12 protein-coding genes and 1 other RNA gene are annotated in these 17,691 nt (G+C 71.3%); 1 reads left to right on the top strand and 12 read right to left on the bottom strand.

The genetic code is table 11. The features are described 5' to 3' along the window. Nucleotides 1-10 precede the first annotated feature (10 nt). The 12 genes from ABD770_RS09590 to ffs form a co-directional block, all read right to left on the bottom strand. Complete coding sequence (locus ABD770_RS09590; protein WP_344819331.1) at nucleotides 11-1,084, bottom strand: aspartate-semialdehyde dehydrogenase; 1,074 nt, start codon at nucleotides 1,082-1,084, stop codon at nucleotides 11-13. Between the two features lie 256 nt (nucleotides 1,085-1,340). Further along, complete coding sequence (locus tag ABD770_RS09585; RefSeq protein WP_344819330.1) at nucleotides 1,341-2,627, bottom strand: aspartate kinase; 1,287 nt, start codon at nucleotides 2,625-2,627, stop codon at nucleotides 1,341-1,343. Nucleotides 2,628-2,732: 105 nt separating this feature from the next. After that, a complete protein-coding gene (locus ABD770_RS09580) occupies nucleotides 2,733-3,662 on the bottom strand; it encodes a DMT family transporter (RefSeq protein ID WP_344819329.1) in 930 nt (309 codons plus the stop codon). Then, the gene (gene recR / locus ABD770_RS09575) at nucleotides 3,659-4,252 is read right to left on the bottom strand and encodes a recombination mediator RecR (RefSeq protein WP_344819328.1); all 594 of its coding nucleotides are present in this window, start codon (nucleotides 4,250-4,252) and stop codon (nucleotides 3,659-3,661) included. The genes ABD770_RS09580 and recR overlap by 4 nt, the downstream gene beginning before the upstream one ends. Further along, nucleotides 4,252-6,519 carry a DNA polymerase III subunit gamma and tau gene (locus ABD770_RS09570; protein ID WP_344819327.1) on the bottom strand — a complete coding sequence of 756 codons (2,268 nt, stop codon included), beginning with the start codon at nucleotides 6,517-6,519 and terminating at the stop codon, nucleotides 4,252-4,254. Before ABD770_RS09570 ends, recR begins: the two co-directional genes overlap by 1 nt. 43 nt (nucleotides 6,520-6,562) lie before the next feature. After that, complete coding sequence (locus ABD770_RS09565; protein WP_344819326.1) at nucleotides 6,563-9,055, bottom strand: glycoside hydrolase family 65 protein; 2,493 nt, start codon at nucleotides 9,053-9,055, stop codon at nucleotides 6,563-6,565. 33 nt (nucleotides 9,056-9,088) lie between these two features. Continuing rightward, on the bottom strand, nucleotides 9,089-9,829 hold the full coding sequence (locus ABD770_RS09560; protein WP_344819325.1) for an HAD family hydrolase: 741 nt from the start codon (nucleotides 9,827-9,829) through the stop codon (nucleotides 9,089-9,091). Nucleotides 9,830-9,916: 87 nt separating this feature from the next. Next, entirely contained in the window at nucleotides 9,917-11,140 is a 1,224-nt protein-coding gene (locus tag ABD770_RS09555; protein ID WP_344819324.1) for an acetate/propionate family kinase, read from the bottom strand. Further along, nucleotides 11,137-13,251, bottom strand: coding sequence for a phosphate acetyltransferase (gene pta, locus ABD770_RS09550; RefSeq protein WP_344819322.1), 2,115 nt, complete (start codon nucleotides 13,249-13,251; stop codon nucleotides 11,137-11,139). The genes ABD770_RS09555 and pta overlap by 4 nt, the downstream gene beginning before the upstream one ends. 40 nt (nucleotides 13,252-13,291) lie before the next feature. Continuing rightward, complete coding sequence (locus ABD770_RS09545) at nucleotides 13,292-13,924, bottom strand: hypothetical protein (protein WP_344819321.1); 633 nt, start codon at nucleotides 13,922-13,924, stop codon at nucleotides 13,292-13,294. Continuing rightward, complete coding sequence (locus ABD770_RS09540) at nucleotides 13,921-14,520, bottom strand: rhomboid family intramembrane serine protease (RefSeq protein ID WP_344819320.1); 600 nt, start codon at nucleotides 14,518-14,520, stop codon at nucleotides 13,921-13,923. The genes ABD770_RS09545 and ABD770_RS09540 overlap by 4 nt, the downstream gene beginning before the upstream one ends. Before the next feature lie 65 nt (nucleotides 14,521-14,585). Next, an RNA gene (ffs, locus tag ABD770_RS09535) (signal recognition particle sRNA small type) lies at nucleotides 14,586-14,682 on the bottom strand. A gap of 85 nt (nucleotides 14,683-14,767) precedes the next feature. Between ffs and ABD770_RS09530 the strand changes: the two genes are divergently transcribed. After that, nucleotides 14,768-17,647: a DEAD/DEAH box helicase gene (locus ABD770_RS09530; RefSeq protein ID WP_344819319.1), complete on the top strand. Its 2,880-nt coding sequence runs from the start codon at nucleotides 14,768-14,770 to the stop codon at nucleotides 17,645-17,647. The last annotated feature ends 44 nt before the right edge of the window (nucleotides 17,648-17,691 follow it).

The raw sequence follows: 17,691 nt of genomic DNA, 5'->3' as shown, positions 1-17,691 counted from the left end.
ACGCGGCGTCTCAGACGGATGCCGGAACCAGGGTCCGCGTGAGCTCCTCCGCGATCTGCACGGCGTTCAGAGCTGCGCCCTTGCGCAGGTTGTCGTTGCTGATGAACAGCACGAGCCCCTTGCCCTCCGGCGCGGACTGGTCGGCACGGATCCGACCGACGAAGCTCGGGTCCTTGCCCGCGGCGTGAAGCGGCGTGGGCACCTCGCGCACGGCGACCCCGGGCGCCGAGGCCAGCACCTCGTAGGCCCGGGCGGGGGTGATGTCATCGGCGAACTCGGCGTGGATCGCCAGCGAGTGACCGGTGAACACGGGCACGCGCACGCACGTCCCCGCGACGCGCAGATCGGGCAGCCCGAGGATCTTGCGGCTCTCGTTGCGGAGCTTCTTCTCCTCGTCGGTCTCGTTGTCGCCGTCGTCGACGAGGTTGCCGGCGAACGGGATCACGTCGAACGCGATGGGCGCGACGTACTTCTCCGGCTCGGGGAAGTCGACGGCCGAGCCGTCGTGCACGAGCCGCAGCGCGTCCCCCTGCGCGAGCGCGCCCTCCACCTGTCCGAGCAGCTCCTGCGCGCCCGCGAGTCCGGAGCCGGAGACCGCCTGGTACGTGCTGACGATGAGCCGCTCCAGGCCCGCCTCGGCGTGCAGCGCCTTCAGCACGGGCATCGCGGCCATCGTCGTGCAGTTGGGGTTGGCGATGATGCCCCGGGGGCGGTCCGCCATGGCATCCGGGTTGACCTCGCTGACCACCAGCGGGACCTCCGGATCGTTGCGCCAGGCGCTGGAGTTGTCGACCACCACGGCGCCGGCCGCGGCGAAGACCGGGGCGTAGGCGCGGCTGGCCGTGGCTCCAGCGGAGAACAGCGCGATGTCGATGCCCGAGGCGTCGGCCGTCGCGACGTCCTCGACGATGACGCTCCGACCGGCGAACTCGACGCTCCGGCCCGCCGACCGCGCGGAGGCGAACAGCCGCAGCTCACGGATCGGGAAGGCGCGCTCGGCGAGAATCTCGCGCATGACGGTGCCGACCTGTCCGGTCGCGCCGACGATGGCGATCGAGAATCCTGAATCGGAGAGTGTGGTCATGAGAGTCCTCGGCAGGGAGACGATGCGTCAGGCTCAGCCCCGCGGTGCGGTCGCTGCGCCCGGCGCCGGTGTCAGGGTTGCGGCGAGTCTACCCGGTCACCGGGACGTTCGGGCGCGCGGTGACAGAACCCGTCGCGGCGGCGGACGGCGGATGCCGGGGATCCGCGGAACAGCGCCGCCCGGGCTGCGCGACCAGCGGGCCGGACCGCCCGGATCCGCGCGGCCTCCCCGTGGCCGGCCGTCGACGCGGGAGCGTTCAGCGACCGGTGCCGGCGTGCACGACGGCTTCGATCTCGCTGTCCAGACCGTATGCGGTGTGCACGGCGAGGGCTGCCTCGGTGAGGTCCGATCCGCGCAGCACGACGGAGATGCGGATCTCGGAGGTGGAGATCATCTCGATGTTGATGCCCGTGGTGCTCAGCGCGTCGAACAGGATCTCCGAGACTCCCGAGTGCGTGCGCATGCCCGCACCGACGACGGACAGCTTGCCGATCTGATCGTCGTGCAGCAGGTTCTCGAACCCGATGTCGGACTTCTCGGCCGCCAGCGCCTTGAGGGTCGCGGCGGCGTCGGCCTTGGAGAGGGTGAAGGAGATGTCGGTGCGCCCCGTCGAGGCGGCCGACACGTTCTGCACGATCATGTCGACGTTGGCGCCGGACTTGGAGACGATCCTGAAGATCTCCGCGGCCTTGCCCGGCACGTCGGGCACGCCGACGATCGTGATCTTGGCCTGGCTGAGGTCTGTCGTCACGCCCGCGACGATGGGTTCTTCCATGACTGCTCCCTCGGATTCACGAGGGTTGTCCATGCCCTCGCCCAGAACGTAGGTTCCCTCGGCCGACGAGAACGTCGACCGAGCGTGGATAAGCACGCCCTGACGGCGGGCGTACTCGACGGCGCGGATGTAGAGCACCTTCGCACCGTTCGCGGCCAGTTCGAGCATCTCCTCGCTGGAGATGTGGTCGAGCTTGCGCGCGGCCGGGATCACGCGCGGATCGGCGGAGTAGATGCCGTCGACGTCGCTGTAGATCTCGCAGACATCGGCCTTCAGCGCGGCGGCCAGTGCGACGGCGGTGGTGTCCGAGCCGCCGCGGCCGAGCGTGGTGATGTCGCGGGTGTCGCGGTTGAAGCCCTGGAATCCCGCGACGATGACGATGGCGCCCTCATCGAGCGCCTCGCGCAGCCGGATCGGTGTGACGTCGACGATCCGCGCCTTGCCGTGATGCGAGTCGGTGATCATACCGGCCTGGCTGCCGGTGAACGAGCGCGCCTCGAAGCCCATCGAATGGATGGTCATCGCCAGCAGCGCCATCGAGATGCGCTCGCCGCTGCTGAGCAGCATGTCGAGCTCGCGCGGCGCGGGGATCGGCGCCACCTCGTGTGCGAGATCCAGCAGCTCGTCGGTGGTGTCCCCCATGGCACTGACCGCCACGACGACGTCGTGCCCGGCGCGGCGGGTGTCGACGATGCGCTTGGCGACGCGCTTGATGCCCTCGGCGTCGGCGACGGACGATCCGCCGTACTTCTGCACGATCAGTGCCACGATCACTCCCGGAGGCGGTGACCTGTCCCGCCCGGGGATATTCTACGGATCCCTCCCATGCCGCCGCGGGCATGTGACGGGGTCGGCGGGCCGCATCGCGGCGGCTCAGGGTCTGCGGCCGGGCTGCGCCGCACTCGGCGGCCGGGGGGCGAGACGGCCGCCGGTGGCCGCGAACCAGCATCCGATGAGGATGACGGGGAAGCCCACCAGCAGGCCGAGTGTGAGGGGCTCGTTCACGAGCACGGTCCCCAGGGCGATGGCCACGATCGGGTTGATGTAGGTGAACAGCGGCGCGCGCACCGGGCCCACCTCGCGGATGAGCGCGAAGAAGGCGACGAACGCGATGGCCGTGCAGATCACGCCCAGCAGCACGAGAGACGCGACCGAGCGCACCGTGGGCGGCTCGTGCGGCGAGAGCAGTGCGGCCGGAAGATACCCGATGCCGATGGCGAGCAGCGCGAGGGTGATGGTCCCGATCGAGGGCACGTCGGCGAGCTTGTGGGCGATGATGAACGGCGCGATCGCGTACATCACAGCGGTCAGCATGATCTCGCCGATCGCGATCATGCTCCCCTGCCCCTGCGGGAACAGCCCGGGCCCCGCGACGACGATGGCGACCCCGGCGAAGCCCACCAGCAGCCCGCCCAGCCGGGCCGGCGCGAGCGCCGTGCGATCGCCGCGCAGCAGGGCGATGACGACCGAGAACAGCGGAACGGTGGCGACCAGCAGCCCGGTCAGCCCGGACGGCAGCCGCGTCTCGGCGTGGCTGAGCAGCAGGAACGGCCCACCCATCTCCACGAGCCCGAAGGCGAGCACCCACGGCCAGTGGCGCCACGCGGCCCTCAGTGCGCCGCTGCGGATCGCGAAGGGCAGCAGGATCAGTCCGCCCAGGATCGTGCGTGCCGACACGACGGCGGGTGGACCGAAGGTGGCGACGGCCTCCTTGATGAACAGGTAGGTGATGCCCCACACGACCGACATGATCGCGAAGAGGACCCAGCCCCTGCGGCTGAATCCGGTGTGCTGCGCGCTCACAGTCTGCGGCGCCCCTCGAACGCCCGCCCCAGTGTCACCTCGTCGGCGTACTCCAGATCACCGCCCACCGGCAGGCCGGAGGCGAGGCGCGAGACCGTGATGTCCATGCTGGTCAGCAGCCGACTCAGGTAGCTGGCGGTCGCCTCCCCCTCGAGATTGGGGTTGGTGGCGAGGATGACCTCCTGCACCGTCCCGTCGGCGAGACGCGTCATCAGCTGCGCGATGCGCAGGTCGTCGGGGCCGACACCGGCGATGGGGCTGATGGCGCCGCCGAGCACGTGGTACAGCCCGTGGAACTCCCTGGTGCGTTCGATGGCCGCGACGTCCTTGGCGTCCTCGACCACGCAGATCAGCTCGGGGTTGCGACGCGGGTCACGGCAGATCGCGCACCGATCCTGCTCGGACACGTTCCCGCACACCTCGCAGAATCGCACGCGCGCGCGGACCTCGGTCAGCAGCTCCGCGAGCCTGGCGACGTCGAACGACGGCGTCTGCAGGATGTGGAACGTGATCCGCTGAGCGGATTTCGGACCGATCCCGGGGAGCCGGCCGAACTCGTCGATGAGGTCCTGGACGATGCCGTCGTACATCAGTGGAACCTCGTCGGGGGCTGGTACGGCTCTTCACGCAGGAATCTCGCGCCGAGCACCTGTCGGATCACGGCCTCACCCCGGCGCTCCACGCCCTGGGGCGCCGCCGAATGGGAGGAGACGACAGGCGCGGTGCGCCTCGGCTCCCGCATCGTCGCGGCCGGTCCCGCCGGGGCGGACGCGGGTGGGGCCGGCTCGTAGGACGGCTCGTCGTACGGCGGCTCATCGTCGTACGGGGGGTCGTCGTCCAGCGGCGTCTGATCGACAGCGCCGTCGACGGGCCGCGCAGCGGCCGAGGCCGCCGCCTCGACCTCACCGGGCTCCTCGTCGACGGCGAACTGCTGCTGCCGTGCGACGGCCGGGGTCGCGGCGGGAGCCCGCGGTGCGGCGGCCGACGGATCCCCCTCCGTCGCGGAGGTGGGAATGGCTGCCACGGCCCACTCCGTCACGGCGACGGGAGCGGATGCGGAGGGCGCGGCGCTCCGCCGGTCGGGGGGAGCCTGTCGTCCGAGCTGCTCGGGGCTGCTCATGGGGTTGGCCCAGCCCGCGGCCGGCGCATCATCGCCCGCAGGAGCGCCGGATGCCGGAGCCGGCGGTGCAGGAGGCGCGGGGTCGGGTCGGCGAGCCGATCCACCACCGGAGGGCGGCAGCGGTGCCGGACGGTACTTCACCGTGACGCCGAGCTCCTGCTCGATCGCGGCACGCAGGTGATCGGACGGCCCCTGTCCGGGAACAGCGCCCTTGAACCTCGGCACGTCGGCGGCGCTGGCGAACCCGAGGGTCAACACGCTGTTCTCGCCGTCGTACGCGAGAGGCTGCGTACCCGTGGCCATGATCCAGGATGTGCGACTCATGCTCTCCAGACGGGCCAGCACAGCGGGCCACGCGGCGACGATGCGGTCGAACGTCACCGGTCCGGCGGCGGGTGCGGGTTCGGGAGCGGGTGTCGGTTCCGGAGCGGGCGCGGGGTCGGGTGCAGACGCCCGTGCGGGAACAGGCGCCGGTTCCGGAGCGGGCTCCGCAGCGGCCTCCGGCTCGGAAGCGGGCGCAGGCTCGGAAGCGGGCGCCGCAGCCGGCGCTGCGGGAGCCGGTGAGGCGACGGGAACCTGCGCCGCGGCCGCCGCCAGTGCGGCGGCGCTCGGAGCACCCTGCTGTCCGGCATCCGTCGGCACGGCCGCGAGCACGCGCGCGACCATGAGCTCCAGGTGCAGTCGCGGCGAGGTCGCACCCGTCATGTCATCGAGCGCCCGGCTGACGAGGTCCGCCGTGCGGGACAGACGAGCGGCGCCGAAGCTCGCCGCCTGCGCCGCCATCCGCTCCATCTCGTCCGCGGGCAGGCCGCGCAGCACTGCCGACGCGCCGGCGCCGACCGCGGCGATGACGATCAGATCCCGCAGTCGCTCGAGCAGGTCGTCGACGAAGCGGCGCGGGTCCTGCCCGGACTGCACGACACGGTCCACGGCGGGGAAGGCCGCCGCCGCGTCACCGGCGGCGAGCGCTTCGACGATCTCATCGAGCAGGGCGGCGTGCGTGTAGCCGAGCAGGGCCACCGCGCGGTCATAGCCGACCCCGTCCTCGTCGGAGCCGGCGATGAGCTGATCCATGAGCGACAGGGTGTCGCGGGGCGATCCGCCGCCCGCCCGCACCACCAGGCCCAGCACGCCCGGCGCGACCCGGACGCCCTCCTGAGCGCACAGCTTCTCGACGTACTCGATCATCGCCGCGGGCGGCACGAGGCGGAACGGATAGTGGTGCGTGCGCGATCGGATCGTGCCGAGCACCTTCTCCGGCTCGGTGGTCGCGAAGATGAACTTGACGTGCGCGGGGGGCTCCTCGACCAGCTTCAGCAGCGCGTTGAAGCCCTGCGGCGTGACCATGTGCGCCTCATCGAGGATGAAGATCTTGTACCTGTCGCGGCTCGGCGCGAAGGTGGCGCGCTCGCGCAGGTCGCGGGCATCGTCGACGCCGTTGTGACTGGCCGCGTCGATCTCGACGACATCGAGCGAACCGCCGCCGTCTCGGGACAGCTCCACGCAGCTCGGGCACGCACCGCACGGCGTGTCTGTCGGGCCCTCCGCGCAGTTCAGGCAGCGCGCGAGAATCCGCGCCGACGTGGTCTTCCCGCAGCCGCGCGGGCCGGAGAACAGATAGGCGTGACCGACGCGGTCACCGCGCAGTGCGGTCATGAGCGGCTCGGTCACCTGGGACTGGCCGATCATCTCCCCGAAGGTCTCAGGCCGGTATCGGCGGTAGAGGGCTGTCGTCACCCGTCCAGCCTACGGTGTACCGGCGACATCGTCCGTGCCCTGATCAGTCCTCGAACACGCCGATCACCGGGATCGATGTCGTCGTGACGGGAATCGTCGGCGACATGAGCGTGCCGTCCTCACGGCGGGCGTCCTCGAACTGCCGCAGCGTCGGTCGGCCGGGGCGCCGCGGCCCCTGATCGGCCAGCGCGACCACCGCCGGCTCCGCGACCGAGGCCCGGTGCCGCTCGCCGCGCACCCAGAAGTCCACCGGCTCGCCCGAGCGCACCTCGACGCGCAGGGCGTCCGCGGTGAGCGTGATCAGCAGGCGGCTGCCCTGCCACTGCAGCGGGTAGGACAGCTCCGGCCAGTCCGCCGGCAGCCGGGGGTCGAAGCTCAGCACGCCGTCATGGTCGCGCATCCCCCCGAAACCGCTCACCAGAGCCGTCCACACGCCGCCCGCGGATGCCACGTGCACGCCGTCCGCGGCATTGTGGTGCAGGTCGCCCAGGTCCACGTAGAGCGCCTGTTCGAAGTACTCCCGCGCGAGATCCTGGTAGCCGACCTCGGCCGCCATGATCGACTGCACGACGGCCGACAGCGTGGAGTCCCCCGTGGTCAGCGGATCGTAGTAGTCGAAGTCGGCCAGCTTCTCCTCGGCGGTGAAGTGGTTGCCCTGCAGGAAAAGCGCCAGCACGACATCCGCCTGCTTGAGCACCTGGAACCGGTAGATCACCAGCGGGTGGTAGTGCAGCAGCAGCGGTCGCTGATCCGGGGACGTGCCCTCCAGATCCCACACCTCGCGCTCGAGGAACATCGAGTCCTGCGGGTGGATGCCGAGGCCCTCGCTGAAGGGGATGTGCATCGCCTCCGCCGCCAGCTCCCACGCGATCCGCTCCCCGTCCTCCAGCCCCGTGCGCTCCACCAGTCCCGCGTACGCGGCCGGGTCCTGCTGCGCCATCTCGCGCACGATGCGCGCGGCGAAACGCAGGTTGTAGCGCGCCATCACGTTGGTGAACAGGTTGTCGTTGACGACCGTCGTGTACTCGTCGGGGCCCGTGACGCCGTGGATGTGGAACGTCGCCTCGTCGGCGGCGCCCCGCCAGAACCCCAGCGTGGACCACAGCCGCGCGGTCTCCACGGCGATGTCCGCGCCCTCCCGTCGCAGGAACTCCTCGTCACCGGTGGCGCGCACGTACTTCCCCAGTGCATAGCTGATGTCGGCGTTGATGTGGTACTGCGCGGTGCCTGCTGCGTAATACGCGGACGCCTCCTCGCCGTTGATCGTGCGCCACGGGAACAGGGCGCCGGCCTCATTGAGCTGGCTCGCCCTGCGCCGTGCCGCCGGCAGCATGAGCACCCGCGCGCGCAGCGCGTTCTTCGCCCACTGCGGGGTCGTGTACGACAGGAACGGCAGCACGTAGATCTCCGTGTCCCAGAAGTAGTGCCCGCTGTACCCGGAGCCCGTCAGCCCCTTCGCCGGCACGCCCGCCCCGTCCGCACGCGAGGCGGCCTGCGCCAGCTGGAACAGGCACCAGCGGATGGCCTGCTGCAGGTCGTCGTGCCCCGCGATGCGCACATCCGAGCGATCCCAGAACGCGGCGAGCCAGGCCTCCTGGGCGCGGAACAGCGCATCCACGCCCTCCACGCCCACACGATCCAGCGAACGGCGGCAGCGGTCCACGAGCTCACGAGGCGGCACACCCCGCGAGCTGTGATAGCTGACGATCTTGCTGATGCGGATCGGCACGCCCGCCTTCGCCTGCACGCGGAACACGTTCTTGGCGATGTCGGGCTCGATGAGCGTGCGCGCGCTGAACTCGTTCTCGGTGTCGACGATGTGATCGGCGACCACGGCGACGGTCATGCCGGATTCCGTCACCCGATAGGACAGCGCCGAACGCAGACCGTCCTGCCAGTACTCCACCGGCTGCAGCACCCGTGCGGTGATCCGCTCGGCCCTGCGCGGGTCGAATCCCGCCTTGTTCTCGGATTTGGAGGCCATCGGGTCGCCCGCGTAGATGCCCGCGCCGTCCTGCCTGTTCAGCAGCTGGCAGCTGATGGTCACGGGGGCGTCGGAATTCTCCACCACCAGCTCCAGCCTCAGCACGGCCAGGTGGCGCTCGTCGAAGCTGACGATGCGCTCATCGCGCATGCGCACGCGCTTGCCGGAGGGAGTGACCCAGACGACGTCGCGGGAGAGCACCCCGGTGCGCATGTCCAGTACGCGCGAGTACTCGTGGAGCTCGGTCTCGTCGAAGGACAGCGGCTCGTCGTCGATGTAGACCCGCATGACCTTGGCATCCGGCGCGTTGACGATGGTCTGGCCGACCTCCGCGAATCCGTACGCCTGCTCGGCGTGCCGGATGGGCCAGGTCTCATGCAGGCCGTTGATGAACGTGCCGTGCTCATGAGCGCCACGCCCCTCGATGTGGTTCCCGCGCAGGCCGAGATAGCCGTTGCCGACCGAGAACAGGGTCTCGGAGACGCCGTCCTCGTCATAGCAGGTCTCGATGAGGCGCCAGGGATCTACGGGGCGGCGGTCGCGGTCGATCATGCTGCGTTCTCCGGGTGAGAGGTGGTGGGGCTGTCAGCGCGTGCCGTCGGGCAGCAACCGCGCAAGATCATCGACGATACAGGTCGCGCCGGCTTCGCGCAGCGCGTCGGATCCGGCGCCGCGATCGACGCCGACGATGGTGCCGTAGCCGGCGGATGCCGCGGATCCGACCCCCGAGACGGCGTCCTCCACGGCGACGGCGGAGGAGGGGTCGACGCCCAGCATCCGGGCGCCCTCCCGGAACATGTCGGGCGCGGGCTTGGAGGCCAGGTGGTCGCGCTCGGCCACGACGCCGTCGACGACGACGCGGAAGAAGTCGCGGATGCCGGCGGATGCCAGCACCTCCTCCGCGTTCTTCGAGCTGGACACCACGCCCATCGGGACCTGCGCCCGGCGCAGACTCTGCAGCAGGGACAGCGAACCGGGGTACGCGGCGATGCCCTCGCTGCGCAGCGCGAGCGCGAAGGCGGCGTTCTTGCGGTTGCCGATGCCGCAGATCGTCTCGGCCTCGGGCGGATCGTCGACCCGACCCCATGGGATCTCGATGCTGCGGCTGTGCAGCAGGCTCGCCACGCCGTCGTACCGCTTCTTTCCGTCGACGTGGGCGAAGTAGTCGGCATCCGTGTACGGCTCGGCGACTCCCCACTGCGTCAGCACGTCGTCGAACACGCGCTTCCACGCCCGCATGTGCACCTCGGCGGTGGGGGTGAGCACCCCGTCGAGGTCGAAGAGCACGCCTGCGGAGCGGTGCAGGTCGGGCGGTGCTGCGGACACGGTGCCTCCGATCGGGATGATGCGATTCCAGCCTAATGAGCGCAGGACCGCCGCACGCCACGTGAACGGTGCGCGCCGCGGTGGAGGTCAGATCGCGCCGAGCGTCTGCCGGGCGATCTCCAGCTCCTCATCGGTGGGGACGACGAGGACCTCGACTCCCGAGTCGTCGGCGGAGATGCGGCGGATGCCGCGGGCCCGCGCCGTGTTCCGCTCGGGATCGACCCGCACTCCCAGGAAGCCCAGTGTGGCCAGAGCATCCGCCCGCACGTCGGCGGCGTTCTCCCCGACTCCGGCGGTGAAGACGATCGCATCCACACCGCCCAGCTGCGCGATGTACGCACCCGCGTAGGCGCGCAGCCGGTGGATGTAGACGTCATAGGCCAGCGTCGCCTCCTCCTCCCCCGCCGCGCGACCGGCGAGGATGTCGCGCATGTCGAGGCGACCCGCCATGCCCAGCAGCCCGCTGCGCTTGTTGAGCAGGGTGTCCAGTTCGTCGGCGTCCATCCCCGCCCGGCGGGCGAGGTGGAACAGGACGGCCGGGTCGATGTCACCCGACCGCGTGCCCATGACCAGGCCCTCCAGAGGGGTGAACCCCATCGAGGTCTCCACGGACCGTCCGCCGTCCACGGCGGTGACCGAGGCGCCGTTGCCGAGATGGAAGACGATCTGCCGCAGCGCCCCCACGGGGGCGCCGAGGAACCTCGCCGCCGCCTCGGAGACGTGCTTGTGGCTGGTGCCGTGGAAGCCGTAGCGGCGGATGCGGTGCTCGCGCGCCGTCGCCGCGTCGATCGCGTACGTGTACGCGGCCGGCGACAGGGTCTGGTGGAACGCCGTGTCGAAGACGGCGACGTGCGGCACGTCGGAGAACGCGGAGCGCGCGGCGCGGATGCCGGCGAGATTGGCCGGGTTGTGCAGCGGCGCCAGCTCGATGAGGTCCTCGATGGCCTCCTCCACCTGCGCGGTGATCACCGTCGGCTCGACGAAGCGCGCCCCGCCGTGCACGACGCGATGCCCGACGGCGACCGGCGGATGCTCCCAGAGCAGCGGTCCGTGCTCGGCGAACTGCTCGAGCATGACGGCGAACGCCTCGTCGTGGTCGGCGACGCGCCGCTCGGCGGAGAAGGTGGCGTCCAGCACGGCCGGCGCCGCCCGCCCCGGCTCGGCGAGCGTCCGCACGGTGTGCCCGACCGCGCCCGTGGCCTGGCCGATGCGCTCGATGAGGCCGGAGGCCGGCACGGCCTCGCGCGCCGGATCGATGAGGCTGTACTTCAGTGACGAGGACCCGCTGTTGATCACGAGCACGACGCTCATGCGCGGGCCTCCTGCGCCTGGATCGCCGTGATCGCGACGGTGTTGACGATGTCGTCGACGAGGGCGCCGCGAGAGAGATCGTTGATCGGCTTGTTCAGCCCCTGCAGCACGGGTCCGATCGCCACGGCGCCGGCGGACCGCTGCACGGCCTTGTACGTGTTGTTGCCGGTGTTCAGGTCGGGGAAGACGAACACCGTCGCCCTGCCGGCGACCGTCGAGCCGGGAAGCTTCGCGGCGGCGACGGCCGCATCGGCCGCGGCATCGTACTGGATCGGCCCCTCCACCGGCAGCTCGGGGTCGCGGGAGCGCACGAGGGCGGTGGCCTCGCGCACCTTGTCGACGTCGGCACCGGATCCCGACTCCCCCGTCGAGTAGGAGAGCATCGCGACCCTCGGGTCGATGCCGAACTGCCGGGCCGTCGCCGCGGAGGAGACGGCGATGTCGGCGAGCTGGGCGCTGGTCGGGTCGGGGATCACCGCGCAGTCCCCGTACACCAGCACACGGTCGGCGAGCGCCATGAGGAAGACGCTCGAGACGACGTCCACGCCGGGCCTGGTCCTGATGATCTCGAACGAGGGCCGGATGGTGTGCGCGGTGGTGTGCGCGGCGCCGGAGACCATGCCGTCGGCGAGCCCCAGATGCACCATCATGGTGCCGAAGTACGACACGTCGGTGACGGTGTCCGCCGCCTGCTGCAGCGTGATCCCCCGGTGAGCGCGCAGCCGGGCGTACTCCTGGGCGAACCGGGCGACCAGCTCGGGGTCGGTGGGGCTGAGCACCTGCGCCTGCGCGATGTCGAGCCCCAGCGAGGCGGCGCGGGAGCGCACCTCGGCCTCATCACCCAGGATGGTCAGGTCGGCGACGCCGCGGGCGAGCAGGATCGCCGCGGCCCGCAGGATGCGATCGTCATCGCCCTCCGGCAGCACGATGCGCCTGCGGTCGGAGCTCGCGCGCTCCATGAGCCCGTAGGCGAACATGAGGGGCGTGACCACGGAGGAGCGCGCCAGCCCCAGCTCGACGGTCAGCTCGGTGACGTCGATGTGCGTCTGGAAGGCCGCCAGTGCCCGCTCGTAGCGCTGCACGGACTCGGTGCTCATCCGCCCGCGGGAGTTCATGATGCGTGTGGCGGTGTCGAAGGTGCCGAGATCGGTGGCGATGATGGGGACGCCCACGGACATGCCCTCCAGCAGCCGTTCGATGGAGTCGGGAAGCGCGAACGGACCGTTGAGCACGATGCCGGCGATCTGCGGGAAGGTGCCGGATGCCGAGGCCAGCAGCGCCGCGAGCAGCACCTCGGTGCGGTCTGCGGCGATCACGACGACGGCGCCGTCGGTCAGCCGCGGCAGCACGTTGACCATCGACATCCCCGAGATGATGACGTCGAAGGCCTCGCGGTCCAGCATCGCGGGGTCGCCCTTGACCAGGCGCCCCTCGACGGCGCGCAGGATGCCGCGCATGGACGGCGCGACGAGGACGCGGTCCTCGGGGACCGCCCACACCGGTGTCGGCCGGGACTGCGCAGCGCGCACCTCCCGGATCGTCTCGTCCAGGGCATCCGGGTCCGCGCGGTTGACCACCACGGCGAACAGCTCCGCGCGCTCGGTGGCGAGCTCCGAGAACGCCAGCGAGGCCATCTGCCCCACCTGCTCGGGCGTGCGTGCAGTGGTGGTGCCCAGCTGCTCGGCCTGATGCTGCTGGTCGCGGCCGGAGAGCACCAGCAGCACGGGGGCGCCCAGGTTGGCGGCGATGCGGGCGTTGTAGCCGAGCTCGGCCGGGCTGGCGACGGCGGTGTAGTCGCTGCCGAGGACGACGACGGCGTCGCACTGCGCCTCGACGGCCTTGAAGCGGGAGACGATGGTCGCCAGCGCGCCCTCGGGGTCGCGGCGGACGTCGTCGTAGGTGACGCCGATGCACTCCTCGTACTCGAGGCTCACCCCGTCGTGGGCGAGCATGAGCTCCAGCACATCGTCGCACTCGGCGGAGGAGCGCGCGATGGGCCGGAACACCCCCACGCGAGGCGACACGCGCATCAGCGTGTCCAGCACCCCCAGGGCGATCGTGGACTTGCCGGTGTGCCCTTCGGCGGAGGTGATGTAGATGCTGCGCGCCACACTGAGAGCCTAGTGATCCGCGCACGGTCCGGCTCCGCGCTCATTCCCCGCACGTCGCCGCCAGTGCATCCACGACCTCGGCCGCGTCGTCGTGGAACCGCGCATAGTGCTCGCGATCGGAGTTGATCTGCACCCGGTTCACCGCGTGCGAGGGCGGCAGGCTCTGCCACTGCGGGATCCGTCCCAGCCGGGTGAAGAACATCGTCGCGGCGGTCGCGGGATCCATCCGCTCCTGGACGCTGCCCCACCAGGACTGCTGCTGGAACAGCCCGACGCTCGAGGTGCGGCTGCCGTCGGGATTGGTGACGCCGGAGGTCTCCCAGTCCCCGTGGTCGATGTTGTGCAGCGAGCTCTCCCCCATCGCCGCCATCACCCCGATGATCTGCCCGTCCCGGTCGAAGCCCAGCTCCTGGGCGGTGCGGACGATGATGGCCGCGTTGACGAGCTGGTCCCCGCGCCATCCTGCCACGCCCGCCGCCGGGAGCGCCCCGGGTCCATCCGGGCACGGCGCCTGCGGGCGTGGGGCGGTCAGCAGCCCCAGCACGGCGAGGAGGGCCGCCGCGACCAGGGTGACGGATGCGGTGACCACGGCCACCCTCCGCATCCGTCGTCGCTCCCTGCGGCGCCGTGCACGTCGCCGCAGGACCGTCGCCCGGGAGCGGCGTCCGCTCACGCCTCGTGTCTCCTACGACGTCCCACGACCGCGACGATCCCACCACCGACCGCGCCGAACAGGTGCGCCTGCCAGGACACCCCCGGCGCGGCGCCGAGGATGCCGGCGAGCATCGTCGCCCCGTACAGCACGACGACGATCACCGCGATCGTCGCGTATGCGAAGCGATGCGCGAGCCGGTGCGGCGAGAACACCCGCAGCACGACGTATCCGAAATACCCGAACACCAGCACGGACGCCCCCACCGTGAGGGTTCCCGGCACGTTCAGCAGCCAGGTCCCGGCCCCGCCCACCAGCGCGACCACCGCCGTCACGAACCAGAACCGTCTCGCCCCTTCGACCGCGACCAGGCACCCCAGCACGAGGAACGGCCCGGAGTTGGCGATCAGATGCGCCCAGCCCGCGTGCAGCAGCGGCCCCAGCACGAGACCCGGCAGACTGCCGAGGTCCCACGAGCGCAGGCCCCAGCCCGTGAACGAGCCCGGCAGCACCGCATCCGCCGTCTGGATCGCCCACATCAGCGCGAGCAGTCCGACCGGCGCGAGGAAGCGGGAGGCCCGCGACGAGCGCGCGGCGGGAGGAGCGGATGCGGTCACACGACGATCTTGACAGGTCAGGTCAGGAGGAGCCTGGACGGCGGTCACCGGATCACGCCGGAGATGAAGAAGACCCTCCGCGCACCCGACAGAGCCCGGTTACCCTTGCTGCGTTTCCGCCCTGGGGGAATTGGCCTGGATGCCGTCACGCGGAGAGCCGCCCACGAGTCTACCCGACCGCGGGAGTCCCGTCGGACGGGTCGGCACCGGCACCGGTCGCCCACCCCGGCCGCTACGCTCGGTGTCGATGGATGCACAGCCCCGCCCTCTCGCCGACTGGCGGTTCGACGGCGAGCTCCGGCCCTACCAGGCGGAGGTGCTCGCGCAGATCCCCGCCGCTCCCGCAGACGCGGCGATGCACATCGTCGCCCCACCGGGCTCGGGCAAGACCCTGCTCGGGCTCCTGCTGGCAGTCCGCGAGGGGCGGCGCACGCTCGTGCTCTCCCCCACGCTCACGATCCGTCAGCAGTGGGTCCGCACGGCACGCACCCTCACGGCCGCACCCGACAGCGTGTCCGACGATCCGGAGTCGCTCGCGGATCTGACGGCTCTGACCTACCAGGTCCTCAGCGTGACCGGCGACAGCTCGCCCTTCGACGATCTGGCCCGCGCGCAGTGGACGGACGAGCTGACCGAGGCCGGGCGCACCGAGGCGGACGCCGCCACATGGCTCGCCGCCCTCGCGGTGGACAACCGCTCGCAGTACCGCCGCGGCATCCGCAAGCGCGCCGCACGGCTGCGCCGCCGCTTCGCCCAGGCCCGCCCCGACTCGCTGAGCCGCGTGCTGCATCCGAACGCCCTCGAACTGATGGAGCGGATCGTCGAGGCCGGCATCGACACGATCGTGCTCGACGAATGTCATCACCTGCTCGACCACTGGGCGATCGTGGTGGCCTATCTCCGGGCCAGGATCCGCGAGCGCGGTGGCACCGGGCTGCTGATCGGGTTGACCGCGACCCTGCCGTCACCGGACGACGGCACGGGCTTCGACAACTACACGCAGCTTCTGGGGGACGTGGACTACGAGGTTCCCACGCCCGCCGTGGTGAAGTCGGGCCATCTCGCGCCCTACCGCGCGCACGTCTGGTTCACCGAGCCTGTTCCGCAGGAGGCGCATTTCATCCGTCGCAGCGAGGCCCAGCTGCACGAGCTGATGGTGCAGGTGCTCTCCACCCCCGACGGGCTCTCCTACCTGCAGGAGCAGCTGCAGCCCGACGTCGCCGAATCCGATTCTCCTCCGACGGAGACGATGCGCCGTCTGGGGATCGACCGCGCGCTCAGCGAGGACTTCGCCTTCGCCGCCTCGTGCGGCGCGGTGCTCCGGGCCGTCGCACCCCGGCATCCGCTGTGCGCCCTGCTGGACCCGAAGCTGTTCGGACGGGCCGGCACCGATGATCTGCTGCTGGTGCTGGCGAGGTTCTCACTGGGCCGGCTGCTCCCGGATCCGGCCGCCCGCGATCAGTGGCGCTATGTGAAGGGCGCGCTGGCCGACTTCGGGCTGCACCTGACCGACCGCGGCATCCGCCGGGGCCGCAACCCGCTGGAGACGACGCTGGCGACCTCGGTCGCCAAGGATCACGCCGCCGTCGACATCCTGCGCCGGGAGCTGGCCGAGCCCGACGGCGAGCGCATCCGCGCGGTCGTGGTGACGGATGTCGTCGAATCGGGCGACAATCGCGGTCTGACCGGCGATGCGGCACCCGGAGCCCTGCGCGTGTTCGACCTGCTGGCCGCTGATCCGGTGACCGCCGCGCTCACCCCGGTGCTGCTGACCGCGCAGCATCTGCGCACCACCGACACCGCCGCGGAGCAGATCGCGGATGCGCTTCAGGAGGCGCTCGGCGTCCAGGCCGAGGTCGTCGACGGCGTCGGCGCCACCCGCGTGCTGCGTGTGCCCGGCTACGGCGGGGGAAGGCTCGTCGCGGCGGTATCGCAACTGGTGAGCGCCGGCTCGGTGCGCCTGCTGGTGGGAACCCGTGGGCTCCTCGGCGAGGGCTGGGACTGCCCGGCGGTGAACACCCTCATCGACCTGACCACTGTGGCCACCAGCACCGGCACCCAGCAGCTGCGCGGGAGGACCCTCCGCCTGGATCCGCAGTGGCCGCAGAAGGTCGCGCACAACTGGTCGGTGACCTGCCTCATCCCGCCGCATGTCGATCTCGACGACTCGGCGGAGCTCGACCGGCTCCGCCGGAGGCACAGCCATCTGTGGGGGCTGAGTGCCGACGACCGCACCCGGGTGATCACCGGGCTCGATGCCGCCCTGGATGAGCGGACCCGGAACCTGCTCGACCGCGTGGTCGCGAAGGACGCATCCACGTCGATCGACGAGCTCAATCGCGCTGCGCTCGCGAGCCTGCGCCCACGGGCGCAGACCCGGGACGATTGGCGCATCGGCGAGCCGTACCGCAGCAGGGAGCGCGAGGTGGTCGCAGTGCGGGCCGTCCGCCGCAGTGAGCTCACGCGCATCGTTCCCACGGTCGCCGCAGGCACGACCTGGCCGTTCATCGCCGGAGCCGCTGTCACCGGAGGCCTGACCATCACCGTCTGCGCGTCCGCCGGCCAGGCGATGCCGCTGCTCGCCGGGATCGGCATCGCCGCGGCGGGAGGCGTCGTCACCGCACTCGCCTCGCGTACCCGGGCGATCGCCCGCATCATCCGTCGACACCACGATCCGGCCCTCATCCACCTCGCGGCCGTGCAGGCGGTTGCGAGGGCGCTGACGGAGGCGGAACGCATCCCGGTGCTCTCCGATGACGCGATCGAGGTCGACCTGCTGCACCTGCCGGACGGATCCTCGCGTCTGCGGATGATGTTCCAGGGTCCCTCCCGTGCCCGGACGACACTGACGGATGCCGTGCAGGAGCTGTTCGGCCCGGTGCGCACCCCGCGCTTCCTCCTGCGCAGCGTCGGCTCCCGCGGCCCGGGCGCCTGGCTCCCGGTCCCGCAGCAGATCGGCAGGCGACGAGCGGATGCCCAGCGCTTCGCGCAGCTGTGGCGGGAGACCGTGACCCCCTGCGCCCTCGTCGAGCCGCAGGGCGAGGAGGGCCTGTCGGTGCTGCGTGCGGCCCGGGCGCACACCGGATATCTGGACGGCTCCGCCCCGCGCACCACTCTGTGGGGGTGAGGGCGGCGCCGACGCACACCTCGCCGGGTTACGATCGGAGTCCG

The sequence above is a fragment of the Microbacterium soli genome (genome assembly GCF_039539005.1).
GTDB lineage: Bacteria > Actinomycetota > Actinomycetes > Actinomycetales > Microbacteriaceae > Microbacterium > Microbacterium soli.
This window is presented reverse-complemented; position numbering and strand designations above follow the sequence as displayed.